Origin of the sequence: Ochrobactrum sp. Q0168 (assembly GCF_016427605.1) — a bacterium.
In the GTDB taxonomy this organism is placed as follows: Bacteria; Pseudomonadota; Alphaproteobacteria; order Rhizobiales; family Rhizobiaceae; genus Brucella.
In genome coordinates, this window is sequence record NZ_JAELXQ010000001.1 from 798,768 (window position 1) to 815,940 (window position 17,173).

Sequence of the window (17,173 nt, forward strand, 5' to 3'; positions counted from 1 at the left end):
GAGCGGAAACAATTGCTATTATTAGATCATCCTGTCGATCATGCCTCTGGCGGCGCAAGCTCGGGTCTCGGCTGATAATGACGAGGCGATACGCCCAGCATACGGCGAAACATTGTCGTAAAGGCTGAAACGCTGTCATATCCGAGATCGAGCGCCACACTGGTTACGGCTTCTCCCTCGGAAAGCCGGGGAACGGCAGCGAAAAGGCAGGCCTGCTGCCGCCAGACCGACAGGCTCACGCCCGTCTCGCGTTGGAAATGCCGGGTAAAGGAGCGCCTGCTCATGGCAAGCTTGTCCGCCCAGTCATCGATGGTAACGCGCGACGACGGATTTTTTACAAAGTCGCGGCAAAGCTTCTGTAGGCGCGGATCGTTCGGGATAGGCAGCCCGAGCGATCTTTGCGGCAGCGTATGCAGATCCCGCAGGATCAGCTCGATAACCAGCGCATCGCGGCTGCCTGCCTCCGGTATGCTGTCGACCGTCGTCGCGTCAATGATGAGGCACCGCATCAGGTCGGTCAGGCCCACCACATGCAGATGGTCGGGTACGCCGGATACAGCATCGGTGCTGATATAGATCGAGCGCATATAGACGTCACCCACGATCTCGACTGAATGCTCGATGCCGGCAGGTATCCACATGGCGTGATCGCCAGGGATCATCCAGCGCCCGGCATTGGTCGTGACCAGAACCACGCCCTGCGAAGCACACAACAGCTGCGCACGCGAATGGCTGTGGAGAGGCACGAAATAACCATCGGGATATTTCGTTGGAAGCGCCACCACCGGTCCGGTCATGGTCTCCAGCATGGCAACGCGGTCTTCGTGGAAGCGTTGAAGCTCCTCGCTGTCGGGCAAGAAAAGACGGGGTGGCGATGGCGGTTTCATCTCAGACTTGTTCTCAAACGGCTCAGCTTGGCCCACTCAAACAAGTAATGGACCAAATCACGAAAGCGGGCGATGCGCAATATGCTTATGAGGAGAGAACTGGAGAGTACGCCGGGCGAAATCTCCATTTCAAAACATCCACACGCTATCTTTTCTTCCCCATAAACGGGAAGATTGAGGCAGCATACCGGGCTTTATTTTCGGAGTCGCATTATGAGCATGAGCGCTGCGCAGCAGCCGTCCAACAGCGGTGCGGACAATACGGTCCTCACCATTATATTGGCCACAAGCATGGGCCACTTCCTGAACGACATGATGCAGTCGCTCCTTCCGGCCATCTATCCGATGCTGAAGGAGAATTACAGCCTGTCATTCTGGCAGATCGGTCTTCTCACCTTCACCTTCCAGATGACGGCATCCATCTTGCAGCCGCTCGTCGGCATCTATACCGACCGCAAGCCGATGCCCTATTCGCTGTCGTTCGGCATGGGCTGCACACTTGTAGGCCTCGTGTTGCTGGCGACGGCGCATCATTATTCGGTGCTGCTGATGGGCGCTGCCTGCGTCGGCTTCGGCTCGTCCGTCTTCCATCCGGAAGCGTCACGCGTTGCGCGACTGGCATCGGGCGGCAAGCATGGTTTCGCACAATCGCTGTTTCAGGTCGGCGGCAACTTCGGCTCGTCCATCGGACCGCTGCTTGCAGCTTTTGTCGTGCTGCCCTTCGGCCAGATCAGCGTTTCGTGGTTTTCGGTCGCGGCTTTGGCGGGCATGTTACTGCTCTGGTATGTCGGCAATTGGTACAATCGCTACCGACTGGCCAATGCCCGCAGGGCGCAACCTGACAAGACGCTGCCGCTGCCGCGTAACCGGGTGATCGCCACCGTGGCCGTGCTCGCGCTGCTGATCTTCACCAAGTACATCTATATGGCGAGCCTCACGAGCTACTATACCTTCTACACGATTCACCATTTTGGCGTGTCGGTGCAGACCTCGCAGATCCTGCTGTTCCTCTTCCTCGGCGCTGTTGCTGCGGGAACGATCTTCGGCGGCCCGATTGGTGATCGTATCGGAACGCGCAAGGTGATCTGGGTATCCATCCTCGGTGTCCTGCCATTCACGCTGGCTTTGCCCTACGCAAATCTCGAGATGACGGCTGTGCTGACGGTGATCATCGGCTTTATCCTGGCCTCGGCCTTCCCTGCCATCGTTGTTTTTGCACAGGAATTGCTTCCGGGACGTGTCGGCATGGTGTCCGGCCTGTTCTTCGGCTTTGCCTTCGGCATGGCTGGCATTGCAGCCGCAGTTCTCGGCATCGTCGCCGACCGCAAGGGTATCGAGTTCGTCTACATGATCTGCTCGTATCTGCCATTGCTCGGCCTATTGACCGTCTTCCTGCCAAAGCTGGAAAAGAACCGCAAAGCAAAGGCCTGATCCTGAAAAGGCCCCCGAAGAGGGGGAGCGCCGCACGTCCCCCAACGGCGGCGCTCCCATGCCACTGACCTTGTGACGGCCCGGTGCAGCGGCATCCTGGAGCGGTTCTAATGGAACCGCTCTATCGAATGCAGGATCAAATGGCGAAGCTGAAGCCCTGCACAGTTTCCCTGCGAAATTCATCAAACGCCGCTGCCACGAGGCGTATCAGCGGCTTGCCGTCTTTGGTGGCACGGATGAGACTACCCTTCACCTCAACCACGCCATCAGCCACTAGCGGGCGCAGCAAGGCGAGTTCGTCGGAAAACTCCATGCCCGGCGCCACATCGTTGAGATCGACCTGAAAATTGCACATCAGCGCGGTGATGATTGCCGAACGCAACCGGTCGCTTTCGCGCATCATATAGCCGCGCATGGTGGCGAGTTCGCCCGCATCGACCGTTTTGCGATACTGCCCGATATCGGGAATGTTCTGCGCATAGCCACCGGGAAATTGCGAAATGGAGGACGGTCCAAACCCAATCAGCGTCTGGCTTCTGTCCGTCGTATAGCCCTGAAAATTGCGGTGCAGCAGACCTCTTCGGGCGGCAACGGCCAGAGCATCTAACGGCAGGGCATAATGATCGATACCCACCGGCTCGTAACCGAGAGCGGAAAAACAGTCCGCCACCACACGCGACTGCGCAAAACGGTCCTCGGCGTCGGGTAGCTGGCTCGGATCGATCAGGCGCTGATTGGCCCGCCGCTGCGGCAGATGCGCATAACCATAGCAGGCAACACGATCCGGACGGAGCAAGGCAACCGTTTCGCAGGTGCGACGCAGGCTTTCCACCGTCTGTAGCGGCAGACCATAGATGAGGTCGAAATTGACCTTTTCGATCCCCTCACCGCGCAAAAGCCATGTGGCTTCCGACACGGTTTCCATCATTTGCACCCGGCCAATGGCCGTCTGCACACGAATATCGATATCTTGAACGCCCAAGCTAGCGCGGTTGACGCCCATGAAAGCCAGCGTCCTGACAAGGTCCGGCGTGACCGACCGCGGATCAAGCTCAATCGCATGTTCCATTGTGTGCGAGAACTCGAACACCGAACGCAGAGCCGTAATGATTTCCAGAAACTGGGAGGAACTTAGGATCGATGGCGTTCCACCGCCCCAGTGCAAATGGGTGACGCGCGGACGAGCGGTCAGCACCTGCCCCACCGTCTCTATTTCGTTCAAAAGGGAATGATAAAAACTCTCGACGACATCGTCGCGTATCGCCACCTTGGCGTGACAGCCGCAATAATAGCAGAGCTGTTTGCAATAAGGCACATGGATGTAAAGCGAGATACCCTCGCCAGGACCAATCTGGCGAAGCCAGCGCTGCGTGGTTTCGGGTTGGAAGAGAGTGAAATCGGCAGCCGTCGGAAAGGACGTATAGCGCGGAACGGCAAGTGCTGCATAACGCTTTATCGCTTCTTCATGCATGGCGCACCCACCTCGCGCGGCACGCGGACTGGCGAGGCTCGGCCAGTGCGAATGGCGGAGCCAATGCTGGAACCGGAGTTGCAGCCTGCAGGACCGGACGGCATGATGCGGCAAGGTATACCGCATGAATGACAGCCAATGTTGCAGTGACCAGCCACAAGAGCACCCGTCTTTCTCCCCATTTGCCGCGCGGCCGTCCCTTTTGTAGCCGCATCAATCTTTATGGTAGAAATTACAGGGCACGACGGCATACCGCATTGATTTGAATCAACGGGTGACGATGAATGAGCAGAGGATTGGGAGTGAGACTAAAGTGCGTCCACATCCATGCCCGCAACAGCTGCGAGCGAACGGCGCGACAGAATTTCGACCGTATTGGCGTCAAGAAGCTGGATCAGGCCCTGGCTTTTGAGCTTGGTGAAGCTGCGGCTCACCGTTTCAATGGTGAGGCCCAGATAATCCGCAATATCCGTGCGGTTCATCGACAGATGCACCGGATTGGAGCGTTCACCGCGCTTTTCGGCGCGCGCGGATAGAACCAGCAGGAAGCTTGCAAGCTTTTCCACCGGCGCGAGACGCCCCAGAACGAGTTGGTTGTCACGCGCGGTGCGCAGCGCGGCCCGTGTCATCTGGTGCAGTCTTTCCTTGAGCTTTGGAAAACGCTCCATCAGATTTTCCATCTCCTTCGCGGAGAAAGCGCAAAGGATCGAAGGCACGACTGCTTCCGCCGACTGCGAATAGACATCATCATCGGCAAGTCCGAGATAATCTCCGGGAAACAGAAAGCCAGCGATCTGTCGGCGTCCATCCGGCAGGGAGGTGTAGATGCGCAACATGCCGGAGGTCAGACTATAGACCCGGGCCTTCGCCTCGCCTTCCTCCACGAGCATCTCGTTCGCATCCAGCTTTCTGGACGTCATGATCGTTTCCAGCGCACCAAGATCGCCATCGTCGAGCGCAGCGCAAACCGCCATGCGGCGCACATCGCAGTCTACGCAGATACCGCAAGGCGCGCGAAAAGGCGATTTCGGATCGAAAACTACAGACGTTACAGCCACGATGGATTTTCCTGTCGGAGGGAACTGATCGGACTCTTCTATTAACCATCTAGATTACGTAAACGAAAGGCCCCTCGTAAAGGGAAATTTCACCGCAGGGCTGTAATCGCTCTGCGGTATCAACTTTTACACTATACCCGGCCAGAAAGTCTTTTAATATACAACGTTTGTAAAGAACGCTCCGGCCAGAAATAACGGTTAAATGTTGCGACTGCCCGGCTTGATGGCCGGGATCGCAGCCAGTTCCGGCGGCAGATTGTCAGCGGGGTAAGCTGGCACTTCATATTCCGCGAGCGCGATCAGCTTCGTACCCACATCGGCCTTGCCGGCGGAGCGGTCGACGATGCAAGCCGCAGCCACGACTTCGATGCCGAGCTCCTTCATGCATTCGATGGTTTCACGGATCGACAAGCCGGTTGTCACGATGTCTTCCACGATCACGACCCGGGCGCCCTTGGGCACATCGAAACGGCGCAGGCGGAAAACGCCGTTCTCGCGCTCGACCCAAACCGAGGGCACGCCCAGATGGCGCGACGTTTCATAAGACGGGATCAGACCCCCGATGGCCGGACCGACCACATAGTCGATGGGGCCGAGATTGGCTGCTTTGATCTTTTCAGCCAGCGCTTTGCACAGCTTTTCCGTTTTATCGGCATGCATGAACACGCGCGCCTTCTGGAGGAAAATGGGGCTGCGAAGGCCTGAAGTGAGAATGAAATGGCCTTCGAGGATCGCTCCCGCTTCGCGGAAGACGGCAAGCACGCCTTGGGTGTTCATTTTGGTCCTATCCGTTCACGCGCGTTGCGCCGCTGACGCTCGCGCTTTCTTTCAGTTGGGAAATGATGCGGTTGAGGTGCTTCAGATCCCACACTTCAACGTCGATGATCATTTCGGTAAAGTCCGGCGCTGTGCGCACCATGGAGAGATTATGAATATTAGCGTCGTTGGCCGCGACAATCTGGGCAATCTCGGCCAATGACCCCGGCGAATTGATTGCCGAAACGCTGACGCGGGCCGGAAAACGCTCATGCATCGTCTCGTCGATATCCCAGCGCACATCGATCCAGCGCTCCGGCTGGTCGTCATAGGCGGTCAGCGCGGGTGACTGGATCGGATAAATGGTGATACCGGCGCCCGGCTGGAGAATCCCGACAATGCGGTCACCCGGGACCGCGCCTTCCGGCGCAAAACGAACCGGCAGATCGGAATTGGTGCCACGGATCGGCAGAGCACGCTTGCCGGGCTTCGGTGCAGTTTCCTGGTCCTTGCCCTTATCAGCCTCGGAGCCTTCGCTGCCCTCGGGAACCTTGAAGATCATCCCGGCGGCATTTTGAATGTTGAACCAGCCCTTTTCTCCGGTCTTGGCAGGGTTGTTCTGCGTTGTGACGCGCGTATCCTGATAGTCTGGATAAACGGCCTTCACCACATCGGTGGATGGCAGTTCGCCGCGTCCGACGGCGGCCAGCACGTCTTCTACATCCTTGCGCGCCAGACGCGGCAGGCCGGGCTTCAGAATATCCTTGCTGAATGGCTTTCCAGCGCGCTCGAAGGCGCGTTCGAGAATACGCATGCCCAAGCCGGAATATTGCTTGCGCACGGCGGAACGTGTCGCGCGCCGGATCGCAGCGCGCGCCTTGCCGGTTGCAACCAGAGATTCCCAGGCAGCAGGCGGCACCTGCGCTTTGGAGCGGATGATATCCACTTCATCACCGTTCTTCAGCTCGGTCATCAGCGGCATGATGCGCCCGTTGACCTTCGCACCGACGCAGCTGTCGCCGATATCGGTGTGAACCGCATAAGCAAAATCAATCGGCGTCGCACCGCGCGGCAGTGCGATCAGGCGGCCTTTCGGCGTGAAACAGAAAACCTGATCCTGAAACAGCTCCAGCTTGGTATGTTCCAGAAACTCTTCCGGATTATCGCCTTCGGAAAGCTGCTCGATGGTCTGGCGCAACCAGGCATAAGCGTTGGTTTCGGTCGAGATCGCATGCGGATTGTTGGCGCTACCGCGATCCTTGTAGATCGAATGCGCCGCTACACCGAACTCGGCGATTTCATCCATCGCACGGGTGCGGATTTGCAGTTCGATACGCTGGCGCGACGGACCGATAATGGTGGTGTGCAGCGAGCGATAATCATTCTGCTTCGGTGTAGAGATATAATCCTTGAACCGCCCGGGTACCATCGACCACGTCGTATGGATCAACCCCAACGCCCGATAGCAGTCCTGCACGGTATCGACCATGACGCGGAAGCCGAAAATGTCAGACAACTGCTCAAAGGACAGACCCTTGGTTTCCATCTTGCGGAAAACCGACCAGGCTTTCTTCTGGCGGCTTTTCACGCTGGCCTTGATGCCGTTTTTCTCGAAAATCTCGGACAGATCCTTTTCGATCTTCTGCAGAAGACCGCGGTTCTTTTCCAGAAGTTCGGCGAGACGGTCCGTGACCGCCCGCCATGCATCGGGATTGATGTAGCGGAAAGCCAGCTCTTCCAGCTCTTCGCGCATATCCTGCATACCCATGCGGCCAGCAAGCGGCGCATAGATATCCATCGTCTCTTCGGCGATGCGCAGGCGCTTGTCCTCGCGCATGACGCCAAGCGTGCGCATATTGTGCAGACGGTCGGCAAGCTTCACCAGAAGCACGCGCACATCTTCGGAAATAGCCAGAAGCAGCTTGCGCAGGTTTTCCGCCTGCACAGCCTTCTTGGAAACCAGATCGAGCTTCTTGAGCTTGGTCAGACCTTCAACGAGCTTGCCGATTTCCGGCCCGAACAGCTGGTCGATTTCCTGACGGGTCGCGGTCGTATCTTCAATCGTATCGTGCAGAAGCGCGATAGCAATCGTCGCCTCATCGAGATGCATGTCGGTGAGGATAGCCGCGACTTCGAGAGGATGGGAGAAATAAGGATCGCCGGAAGCACGTTTCTGGCTGCCATGTTTCTGCATGGCATAGACATATGCCTTGTTGAGAAGCGCCTCGTTTACATCCGGCTTGTATCGCTGCACACGCTCCACAAGCTCATACTGGCGCATCATCTACGACAACTCCTCAAACCAACGCCGGGCGATCAGCGGCTATACCGCAAGACAATCACACTTCATTCGAACCAACTTCGCAAATTATCGAATGTTTTACGAGCTTTAGCACCGATTTTCTGCCAACAGGATTAATTTCAGACAGAAATTCACATCCCGCAAGCCGCGGCGGCGATCATTTTATGTTCGCGCGCGTAAAAATACGCGCCGCAGCCTGATGAGCCGCAGCGCGTGTATAAAATGAAAGAGCCTGAAAGCGGATTAGAAGTCGTCGTTCTTTTCCGGGGCGACCAGACCTTCAATACCAGCCAGAAGCTCTTCTTCCGACATGCGATCGAAAGATACGACATCTTCCTCAGCCGCTTCGGCAATGCCTTCAACCAGCTCGTCAGACGACGACGTGATCTGGGCGGGAGCCGCAGCTTCCGGTTCGTCCACTTCCACATGCTTTTGCAGCGAGTGGATCAGATCTTCCTTCAGATCATCCGGCGAAAGCGTTTCATCGGCGATTTCGCGCAATGCAACGACCGGGTTCTTATCATTGTCGCGGTCGACAGTGATCGAGGCGCCCTGGGAAATCTGGCGGGCGCGATGACCGGCGAGCAGAACAAGCTCGAATCGGTTCTCGACTTTGTCTACGCAGTCCTCAACGGTGACGCGGGCCATACGCGGTCCCTTTCATTTTCGAACTTTAACGGATTTTTTCTGCACATAACGCCTGTTGGGCGAAATTACAAGCCAAAGCGGGATTAGGGGCGTTAAATAGCCTTAATCCGTTCATATACCCTCGATTTTTAACGATATACCGCATAATATCTCATCGCATTTCGAAATGGAACAATATTAAGCAGACCAAAATTCGCCCCCATTTCGGAATTGCTACATTAGTTAAATTAGCTCACCAAAATAACAACCTATGGTTGCTTGTTTTTCTATAATATGTCCTTAGAAACGCTATAAACGCTATTGGTAGAAATATTTCGCCAGCCGACGTTTGTGAAACAAATCTGAATACGCGGTCGACGGTCCACACTCCCGTTAGGCTGTAGAGTGGATATATTGCACGATGTTCGATTCTCGTGAAAAAATTGCGCTTTTTATTGATGGCGCCAATTTATACGCAGCATCCAAGACCCTGGGCTTTGACATCGATTACCGCAAGCTTCTGAAGGCGTTTCAGAAGCGCGGCTATCTGCTGCGCGCATATTACTATACTGCGCTTGTCGAAGATCAGGAATATTCGTCGATCCGTCCACTGATCGATTGGCTGGATTATAACGGTTACAAGGTGGTCACCAAGGCCGCCAAGGAATTCACCGATTCGACCGGTCGCCGCAAGGTCAAGGGCAATATGGACATCGAACTTACCGTCGATGCCATGCAGTTGACCGACACGGTTGACCATTTCGTGATTTTCTCCGGCGACGGCGATTTCCGTTCGCTCGCAGAAGCATTGCAGCGCAAGGGCCGCAAGGTTTCCGTCGTTTCTACCCTGACCACTCAGCCCGCGATGATCTCCGATGAACTGCGCCGTCAGGCTGATCATTTTATCGATCTCGTTTCGCTGAAGGCGGAAATCGGTCGTGATCCTTCGGAACGCGCCCCGCGCCGTCAGGACGACGATCTCGAAGATAATTATTGATATCGTTCAGGGTTTGATCCATGCACCAGCATGAATTTTGAGCCCTCCCGACGAGAGATCCACCCTTCTATTTGAATAAAAAAGAGCGCCTGACGGCGCTCTTTTTCTTTGGAATACGATCAGCCCCGGTCGCGGAGCAAGCGGGCCTTTTCGCGGCCCCAGTCGCGCTTCTTTTCCGTCTCACGCTTGTCGTGATTCTTTTTACCGCGCGCCACGGCCAGTTCCAGCTTCGCGCGTCCGCGATCATTAAAGTATAGTTTCAGCGGAACGACTGTCATGCCATCGCGCGAGACAGAGTTGAACAGCCGCGAGGCTTCGCGACGGCTGACCAGAAGCTTGCGCAAACGGCGTGGCTCGTGATTGAAGCGATTGCCCTGCGTATATTCCGGAATATAGGAATTAATCAGCCAGAACTCGCCATTCTCGAAGCTGGCATAGCTTTCGGCGATATTCGACTGATTGGCGCGCAGAGATTTCACCTCGGTGCCGGTCAAAACGAGACCGGCCTCGAGCGTGTCCAAAATCTCGAAATTGAAGCGCGCCTTGCGGTTTTCCGCGATAATCTTGCGTGCAGGGGAATTCTTCGGCTTGTTCATAACTGCACTATATAATGCGTTGCATTTAAAATGAAAACGCTCCCGCGACGGCGGGAGCGTAAAAATCACCAGCTTGCCATTTCTTCAACTGACAGCACGGCCATCGCCGGATCAGTTGATGAGGCCTGCATGCTTCATGGCCAGATCGATCTTCTCTGCGGTCGACTCCTCGACCTGCATCATCGGCGAGCGCAGGCTGTTTTCGACACGTCCAAGACGCGACAGCGCATATTTCGGGCCAGACGGGTTCGGCTCGATGAACAACGCCTTGTGCAGCGGCATCAAACGATCCTGCAATTCCAGCGCCTTGGCGAAATCGCCAGCCTGGCAGGCATCCTGAAACTCGGCGCAAAGGCGCGGCGCAATGTTCGACGTCACCGAAATGCACCCCACCCCGCCATGGGCGTTGAAGCCGAGCGCGGTCGCATCCTCGCCCGAAAGCTGGATGAAATCCTTGCCGCAGGTGCCACGCTGTTCGGAAACGCGCTCGATCTTGCCGGTCGCATCCTTCACACCGATGATGTTCTTATGATCGCGCACCAGAGCGCCCATCGTTTCCGGCGTCATGTCGATGACCGAACGACCCGGAATATTGTAGATGATGAGTGGGATCGAGATCGAACGCGCAACCTGCGAGAAATGTTCGTAAAGGCCACGTTGGGTCGGTTTATTGTAATAAGGGGTCACAACCAGCACGGCATCGGCACCAGCCTTTTCCGCATGCTGGGCGAGTTCAATCGCCTCAACGGTGTTGTTCGAACCAGCCCCGGCGATGACCGGCACGCGACCGGCGGCGACTTCAATGCAGACCTCGATGACGCGCTTGTGCTCATCGTGGGAAAGCGTCGGCGTTTCGCCAGTGGTGCCCACGGGCACGAGGCCTTTGGTGCCTTCTTTTATCTGCCAGTCAACGAATGCACGAAAAGCTTTTTCATCGAACGCTCCTTCACGATCGAATGGCGTGACAAGCGCGGTAATTGAGCCCTTCAGCATCAGTAACTCCTGAAAAAGATAGACAGAACCTCAAACCGCAGGGGCGCTCGACCTCATATGCGGTTTGCGGAGGCGTTGAACAATAGTCTCGCCGCAGGAATGGAGCAAGCACATTGCAAGCGGAAAACAGGGGTAATACGGCAGTTTTGCGACGAAATTTCCGGCTTTATTCTAATGTCTTCACCGCTCGCCCCGACAGACGCCAAACCCGGTATTTCGGGTGGCCGTTTCGCCGCCTTTTGCACTATCTTATAAAGCTTTTATTAATCATAGTTTCATTCCTTGGGGCCTATCCTTGACGACAAAATATGCGGGCGAAATGAAAGGCTAACAAAAGCCGGATTTTGCTAACATATTTTGCAGCAACCAAGTCCCGGCTGGCCGGATTTTTGTTTCAGAGTGCGGATGTTTAAAGAAGTCGTAGCGATCAGTATCAGACGAAAGGCCCTGCTTGCAGGCTGCCTTATTGCGGTTGCGGTGCAGCCGACGGCTTCGCTTGCGCAATCGTCACTGCCGACCGAAGTGCCGACGCCGCTCGCGCGTCCCTTTGCGCCCGCCGCAGCGCAGTCTCCTGCATCGCCGATGAATCTGGTGACCCCGACGCCGCGTCCCACACCGCCCGATCCGGTTATCACTTCGTCATTCAGGCGCGTGGAAAACCCAGCGGCCATTGGCGGAACGCTGAAGAGCGGGCTGGACGCGCTTTATTCGAAAGATGTGGCAAGTGCGGTTGCCTTTCGCAACGGCATGCCACGCGGATCGCTCGACCGTCAGATTCTGACCTGGGCGATTGCGACCTCGGGCATTGACGGCGTTACAAGCGGTGAAATCGCCGCCGCGACCGCCGAACTGTCCGGCTGGCCCGGCATTGCCACGCTTCAGCGCAATTCGGAACGCGCTCTGTTCAAGGAAAATCCGCCGGCCGGAACCGTCATGGCGGCATTTGGCAGCCGTCGCCCGGTGACCACCGAAGGCATGATCGTGCTCGCCCGCGCCTATGTAAGCATCGGCAATCCCGCAAAAGCGCGCGAACTCCTGTCTCCCTGGTGGGCAACACAGCGTCTTTCGCCCGATGACGAGCAGAAAGTGCTTAGGGAATTCAATGGCGTCCTGACACGGGAAGACCATCAGCGTCGGTTTCTTCGCGCGATCTATAATGACCGCACACAGTCGGCCAAGCTTCTTGCCGGGCCCGCGCAGGCCCAGTCGCTTTATAATGCCTTCACAGCCGTCGCCCAGAAGTCGCCCAATGCAGCCGCAACGATTGCCGCCGTCGATCGCTCCTGGCAGGCGAATGCGGCCTATCAGTTCTTGAAGATTCGCTATCTTCGTCGCGCGGAACGCTATGATGATGCCACCGATCTGATGTTGAAAGCGCCACGTCAGGCCGCCATGCTGGTCGATCCAGACGCATGGTGGACCGAGCGGCGTATCCTTTCGCGGGAACTGCTTGATCTTGGAAAACCGCAGCTCGCTTATAAGCTTGTCGCAGCCCATGCTGCAGAATCACCAACGGCTGCTGCCGATGCAGAATTTCATGCCGGTTGGTATGCTTTGCGCGCGCTCAAACAGCCCAAGACTGCCGCACCGCATTTCGCCAAAATTGCCGAAATCTCCGCCCGACCCATTTCCGCATCGCGCGCCTATTACTGGCTTGGGCGCGCAGCCGACGCGGGAAGTGGCGGCAATGCACGCGATTATTATCGCCGCTCCGCCCATTTCGGCACGACATTCTATGGCCAGCTCTCCGCCGCCAAACTGGATGAGAAAGCTCCTGAACTGATTTATCCGCGACCAACAGATGCGGATCGCGCTCGCTTTGCCAGCCGCAACGCGGTGCAGGCGATCAAGCGTCTGGAACAGATCGGCTATGCAGCCAAGGCGACATCCATCTATACGCAGCTTTCGCAAGAACTTGATAGCGTCGGTGAACTGGCTTTGCTGGCAGTCATGGCGGAGCGCAATGAGAATCACTATCTGGCGCTGCGGGTCGGTAAAACCGCCGCGATGCGCGGGCTTGATGTCGGTGCGCTGTCACATCCCCTCGGCGCAATCCCGGCCAGCGCCAATATCAGCGGCTCAGGCAAAGCGCTTGCCTATGCCATTGCGCGCCAGGAAAGCGAGTTCAATGTCAGTGCGGTTTCCAAGGCCGGCGCACGCGGACTGTTGCAGCTTATGCCTGCGACCGCCAAGAGCGTGGCCACGCGCAATGGCATGGCTTTCTCCGCGCCGCGCCTCACCAGCGACGCAGGCTATAACGCCACGCTCGGCGCGCATTTCCTTGGCGAACAGCTCGATCGTTTCAACGGTTCCTATGTGCTGACTTTTGCCGGATATAATGCCGGGCCGCGCCGTGCTTCCGAATGGGTCCAGAAATACGGCGATCCACGCGGCCAGTCGATTGATGAGGTCGTGGATTGGATCGAGCGTATCCCCTATCCCGAAACACGCCATTACGTGCAGCGCGTGATGGAAAATTACGAAGTCTATAAAGCGCGCCTGACCGGTTCTGCCGATATCGAAACAGATTTGGTTCACGGGCGCCGTTAGAGCGGTTCCTGTTTTGGCGGAATCGTCGGAACCGCTCTAAGTCTTTGTTTTTACGCATTTCCGAACGCAAAACCGCTTCGCACTTTTGCTGGAAATGCTCTCGCACGGACAGATTACACTTGGGATTTTTTCGCAGGCTTGGCCTTTGGTTTAGCTGGAGCCTTCTTTGCTCTGGCTGGTCGTTTGGCTGCTGGCTTGATCGTCGTCTCAACAAGCTTTTTCGCCTGCCCGATCCAGTTTTCACGCACGATTCGGCGCGGGAACCCGATATGACGTTCGATCCACGCAGATTCTGCATCCGACCAGCTTGCGATCTGATTATAATGATAAACGCCAAGCGCGTTCAGCATCGTCTGGATGGCTTTGCCGATACCGTTGATCGCGGTCAGATCATCGGCCTTGCCTTCACGCGGCGCGTCGAGCAGTTCCGGACGGCCCGGATCTTCCGGCTCGCTCTGGTCCTCCGGCTGGGCGGCTGGAACCGGCAGAGGTCCGCCAACAAATTCCGCGTCAGGCACAGGAGCTTTCTGCGGCGCACGGACTTTTTCCAGCTTCTTATCTTTCGGGAGTGATGCGGCTTCTGCCGGAGCGGCGACGGGCTGAACAGGTTCAGGCTTCTGGTCCACAGCAGGCGTCGAAAGCGCAGCCGCGACAATCGTGCGTTCCTCGTCAGTCATAGCCTTGTTCTTGCGGCTGAAAAATTTGCCCAGAACGCATCCGACGATAAACGCCACCGCAACAAGGATCGCCAGTTGAATAATCAGCAACGGCATGTCGGTTTCCCTCGCACTCTATACGCCACGCGCCATAACCTATTGATTGAGCGCATCTTATCTCCTGCAGGCCGAACCAGATCGGCAGCTGCTTTATTTACGATCGCCCAGCCATCCGACTACGATCCCGATCAATACCGCCGCGAGAAGAACGGGCCAGAATGTTTCAGCAAGATAAAGCATCAAAACCTGCACTGGGTTTCATGGGTCAGTTCCCATTCATCAGTCATAATAAGAAAGCAAAATTTGAAACAGCGAAACTGTCAATTTCGAACAGGAAAGTCTCTTGAACGCCTGCCGTTACGGAAGCTTAATTCGATAGAATCACGGCTGAGCCACCTGCGATGCCCCCAGCTTCAAATCGAACGGGAGCGGCTTGGCCAGAATATCGGCCAATATTTGGTATTCATCGGCGCTTGCCGCCTTCCCCTTGATCGAAAGCGATCCATCGGTAATCGTTATCTCGCCCTCAGAAAGACCTTTGGTCAAAGAGAGCGCGAAACGAACACCGTCGGAAAATTGCGGCCAGCTTCCGCGCGCCAGAGCCATTTCGTCATCGAGCGACAGGCCCGGCGCCACGCCTTCGGCAGCTTCCATGATCTCGTCGCGCAACGCGTTTTCAGGGATAGAGCCTGAAAAGACCAGGCCGTCAGTGGTCTTCTCGATCTTGAAAACATAAGGCGAGGTGGCAGGCAGAACCGATGTAAGGTCTGTGATATCGTTGATACCCCATACCGCGCGCAACGCAGCACGCGCTGCCTCCTGTGCCTCCGGGTCAGGCGCAATGCCCTTCACCGTAATATCGCGGCCTTCAATATCGAAGCCCGTCCAAACGAAAGGTGCCAGCGCTGCAGAGGTACGAGCGGAAATATCGGTCTGGACATGATCCACACCAAACCACAACGCCAGCGCCGTCAGTGTTGCGGTCCACGTTAGCCCCGGCCAGAACCAGCTTTTCATGTCGCCTCACCTTCCGTGTTTTTGATCCGCTTCTTCCGAGCGGCGCATTTCGATAGCTTGTTCGTACAAAGACAGGACATTCCACAAATGCAAGAGCCGTTCGAATCAGAGAACAACAAAAAACCCGGCAGCTGAGCTGCCGGGTTTCCTGTAACCAATCCGTAGAGGATTAGAACGAGCGCTGGAAGCGGACCATACCACCCCAAGCGTCCTTTTCGGTGATGCCACCGTCGAAGGAGCGCCAGTCGTCGCTGAAGCGGGTGTACGAAACTTCTGGCGTAATGGTGAAGCCAGGAACCAGTTCGTAAGCAACGTTAGCCGTAACTGCGGTCTTGCCCCAGTCGTCATGTGCGCCCTGAAGGTTGAAGACAGCCTTGTCGGTTGCCTTGAACTTCAGACCACCCCAGACAGCCCAGTCGCCGCCCCACTGGCCGTACATCTGGTCCGGAGATTCTTCCGAAGAATATGCACCCTGCAGCCAGAGCGAGAAGCGGTCGGTAATGTTGACGTCGCCGCGAACCTTGGCAGCCCACTCTTCGATGACCGAGTCGTAAGCCACGACGCCGGCGATCGAACCCCAGCCGCCTGCATATTTCAGGCCGCCAACAACGTGTGGCATGTAGCCGTCGATCGAATAGTCATGGAAACCATTCGAGAAACCGCCATCATCATCGCCACCCTGTTCGAGAGCGATCACAGCCGAGAAGCCATTGCCACCGGTGAAGGTGTACGAGATCTTGCCCGTGCGGTATGCGCCAGCCGAGACCACGTCATCGTTGATGACATCGCCGAGGTAGCCGGTGAAGGTGTGGAATTCCGACTCATCGATACCGACCTTCAGGCCGCCGAGTTCGATGTAAGCAAACTGCATTACAACGTCGGAGCTGGTGCCGCCGAATGCGTCGCCGTTTTCATCAACCTGACCGCCGTAGTAACCATCGCGACGCGAATTGCTCGACGAGTAGTTGAAGCGGGTTTCGGTGAACGTCTTCAGGGTACCGAGTTCGGTTTCCGAAGCGGTCGAGGTGCGGAGCGCGAAACGAGCCGACTTGTCCCAACCTTCACGGTCCTGACCGGAATAAACGTTGTCGCCGCCCTTTACGTCGTAACGGACGTAACCATGGATGCGCAGGCAGGTTTCGGTGCCCGGGATGTAGAAGTAGCCAGCGCCGTATGCGTCGCAAACGCGAACATATTCAACGGCTTCGGGCTCTGGCGCGACGATTGCGTCGGCAGCCTGAGCGCCGGAAGCTGCAACCAGAGCTGCAGCGGAGCCGAGAAGAAGGCTCTTGATGTTCATTTCTGACCTCCAGTCAAAGTTAAAAACGGGTCTGGGCATTTTGATTTGGCTGAAGGACAACCTGTCCCCATCCCCTTGTGAAAAAGTCGCCCCGAAGCGCTCCTTCTTCTGGATGTGAAGATACTCGCCCGCTCCCTCGTTTCAACTGCGAATACGACTTCCTCGCCTTAACGAGGCCTCTATGCAGAATGGTTGTTGCAGAAAAGACACGAAATTGTCAGCTTTGGCTGGTGTTCTTTAGACTTTATTAACATTAGTGAACCGAGATTAATCGATCTTAACGATTGAAAACGTACATTTTTTTAAGTTGGACGCCCATAATGCGTTGAGATCCCGTCATTCGCCGCCTGGGGCAAAAAGTGTTCTCCAGATGGCGTGAAGGGATGATTCCTCTTTTGCGAGACCGAATCTCTTGGGTTCTGAATCGCATTATTGTGCGACAAACCAATGAATAGCGAAGCCCTGAAACGCC

The 17,173-nt window shown here is 56.3% G+C and carries 14 protein-coding genes; 3 read left to right on the forward strand and 11 right to left on the reverse strand.

What is annotated here, in order from left to right:
• Positions 1–38: 38 nt before the first annotated feature.
• Complete coding sequence (locus tag JAU75_RS03900; protein ID WP_199054934.1) at positions 39–857, reverse strand: helix-turn-helix domain-containing protein; 819 nt, start codon at positions 855–857, stop codon at positions 39–41.
• A gap of 243 nt (positions 858–1,100) precedes the next feature.
• Here JAU75_RS03900 and JAU75_RS03905 point away from each other — a divergent pair, with 243 nt between their 5' ends.
• Positions 1,101–2,318: an MFS transporter gene (locus tag JAU75_RS03905; RefSeq protein ID WP_199054717.1), complete on the forward strand. Its 1,218-nt coding sequence runs from the start codon at positions 1,101–1,103 to the stop codon at positions 2,316–2,318.
• A gap of 136 nt (positions 2,319–2,454) precedes the next feature.
• Here JAU75_RS03905 and hemN read toward each other — a convergent pair whose 3' ends face one another.
• From hemN to rpoZ, 5 genes are all read right to left on the reverse strand, one after another.
• Positions 2,455–3,789, reverse strand: coding sequence for an oxygen-independent coproporphyrinogen III oxidase (gene hemN / locus JAU75_RS03910; RefSeq protein ID WP_199054718.1), 1,335 nt, complete (start codon positions 3,787–3,789; stop codon positions 2,455–2,457).
• 308 nt (positions 3,790–4,097) lie between these two features.
• Positions 4,098–4,763 (reverse strand): helix-turn-helix domain-containing protein, encoded by a 666-nt coding sequence (locus JAU75_RS03915; protein ID WP_210339196.1) that lies wholly within the window; start codon positions 4,761–4,763, stop codon positions 4,098–4,100.
• A 282-nt stretch (positions 4,764–5,045) separates the two neighbouring features.
• Positions 5,046–5,624 carry an orotate phosphoribosyltransferase gene (gene pyrE, locus JAU75_RS03920; RefSeq protein ID WP_199054720.1) on the reverse strand — a complete coding sequence of 193 codons (579 nt, stop codon included), beginning with the start codon at positions 5,622–5,624 and terminating at the stop codon, positions 5,046–5,048.
• Between the two features lie 7 nt (positions 5,625–5,631).
• Positions 5,632–7,887, reverse strand: coding sequence for a bifunctional (p)ppGpp synthetase/guanosine-3',5'-bis(diphosphate) 3'-pyrophosphohydrolase (locus tag JAU75_RS03925; RefSeq protein ID WP_199054722.1), 2,256 nt, complete (start codon positions 7,885–7,887; stop codon positions 5,632–5,634).
• Between the two features lie 261 nt (positions 7,888–8,148).
• Positions 8,149–8,553, reverse strand: a complete 405-nt coding sequence (rpoZ, locus tag JAU75_RS03930) for a DNA-directed RNA polymerase subunit omega (protein WP_078340702.1) — start codon at positions 8,551–8,553, stop codon at positions 8,149–8,151.
• Between the two features lie 400 nt (positions 8,554–8,953).
• Here rpoZ and JAU75_RS03935 point away from each other — a divergent pair, with 400 nt between their 5' ends.
• Complete coding sequence (locus tag JAU75_RS03935; protein ID WP_199054724.1) at positions 8,954–9,529, forward strand: NYN domain-containing protein; 576 nt, start codon at positions 8,954–8,956, stop codon at positions 9,527–9,529.
• Positions 9,530–9,648: 119 nt separating this feature from the next.
• Here JAU75_RS03935 and smpB read toward each other — a convergent pair whose 3' ends face one another.
• Both smpB and dapA read right to left on the reverse strand, forming a co-directional pair.
• On the reverse strand, positions 9,649–10,125 hold the full coding sequence (smpB, locus tag JAU75_RS03940; protein WP_078340700.1) for an SsrA-binding protein SmpB: 477 nt from the start codon (positions 10,123–10,125) through the stop codon (positions 9,649–9,651).
• A gap of 111 nt (positions 10,126–10,236) precedes the next feature.
• Positions 10,237–11,118 (reverse strand): 4-hydroxy-tetrahydrodipicolinate synthase, encoded by an 882-nt coding sequence (gene dapA / locus JAU75_RS03945; RefSeq protein WP_199054726.1) that lies wholly within the window; start codon positions 11,116–11,118, stop codon positions 10,237–10,239.
• A 405-nt stretch (positions 11,119–11,523) separates the two neighbouring features.
• On the opposite strand from dapA, the gene JAU75_RS03950 reads away from it, so the two are divergent.
• Positions 11,524–13,668, forward strand: coding sequence for a lytic transglycosylase domain-containing protein (locus JAU75_RS03950; RefSeq protein ID WP_199054727.1), 2,145 nt, complete (start codon positions 11,524–11,526; stop codon positions 13,666–13,668).
• A 113-nt stretch (positions 13,669–13,781) separates the two neighbouring features.
• On the opposite strand, the gene JAU75_RS03955 is transcribed toward JAU75_RS03950, so the two are convergent.
• The 3 genes from JAU75_RS03955 to JAU75_RS03965 form a co-directional block, all read right to left on the reverse strand.
• Complete coding sequence (locus tag JAU75_RS03955; RefSeq protein WP_199054729.1) at positions 13,782–14,441, reverse strand: 50S ribosomal protein L21; 660 nt, start codon at positions 14,439–14,441, stop codon at positions 13,782–13,784.
• A 324-nt stretch (positions 14,442–14,765) separates the two neighbouring features.
• A complete protein-coding gene (locus tag JAU75_RS03960) occupies positions 14,766–15,401 on the reverse strand; it encodes a hypothetical protein (RefSeq protein ID WP_199054730.1) in 636 nt (211 codons plus the stop codon).
• 169 nt (positions 15,402–15,570) lie between these two features.
• On the reverse strand, positions 15,571–16,701 hold the full coding sequence (locus JAU75_RS03965) for a porin (protein ID WP_199054731.1): 1,131 nt from the start codon (positions 16,699–16,701) through the stop codon (positions 15,571–15,573).
• Between the last annotated feature and the right edge of the window lie 472 nt (positions 16,702–17,173).

Coding starts and splice junctions, on each gene's coding strand:
- JAU75_RS03905 (WP_199054717.1), top strand. CDS start 1,101: ATGAGCATGAGCGCTGCGCAGCAGCCGTCCAACAGCGGTGCGGACAAT.
- hemN (WP_199054718.1), bottom strand. CDS start 3,789: ATGCATGAAGAAGCGATAAAGCGTTATGCAGCACTTGCCGTTCCGCGC.
- JAU75_RS03915 (WP_210339196.1), bottom strand. CDS start 4,763: ATGGCGGTTTGCGCTGCGCTCGACGATGGCGATCTTGGTGCGCTGGAA.
- pyrE (WP_199054720.1), bottom strand. CDS start 5,624: ATGAACACCCAAGGCGTGCTTGCCGTCTTCCGCGAAGCGGGAGCGATC.
- JAU75_RS03925 (WP_199054722.1), bottom strand. CDS start 7,887: ATGATGCGCCAGTATGAGCTTGTGGAGCGTGTGCAGCGATACAAGCCG.
- rpoZ (WP_078340702.1), bottom strand. CDS start 8,553: ATGGCCCGCGTCACCGTTGAGGACTGCGTAGACAAAGTCGAGAACCGA.
- JAU75_RS03935 (WP_199054724.1), top strand. CDS start 8,954: ATGTTCGATTCTCGTGAAAAAATTGCGCTTTTTATTGATGGCGCCAAT.
- smpB (WP_078340700.1), bottom strand. CDS start 10,125: ATGAACAAGCCGAAGAATTCCCCTGCACGCAAGATTATCGCGGAAAAC.
- dapA (WP_199054726.1), bottom strand. CDS start 11,118: ATGCTGAAGGGCTCAATTACCGCGCTTGTCACGCCATTCGATCGTGAA.
- JAU75_RS03950 (WP_199054727.1), top strand. CDS start 11,524: ATGTTTAAAGAAGTCGTAGCGATCAGTATCAGACGAAAGGCCCTGCTT.
- JAU75_RS03955 (WP_199054729.1), bottom strand. CDS start 14,441: ATGCCGTTGCTGATTATTCAACTGGCGATCCTTGTTGCGGTGGCGTTT.
- JAU75_RS03960 (WP_199054730.1), bottom strand. CDS start 15,401: ATGAAAAGCTGGTTCTGGCCGGGGCTAACGTGGACCGCAACACTGACG.
- JAU75_RS03965 (WP_199054731.1), bottom strand. CDS start 16,701: ATGAACATCAAGAGCCTTCTTCTCGGCTCCGCTGCAGCTCTGGTTGCA.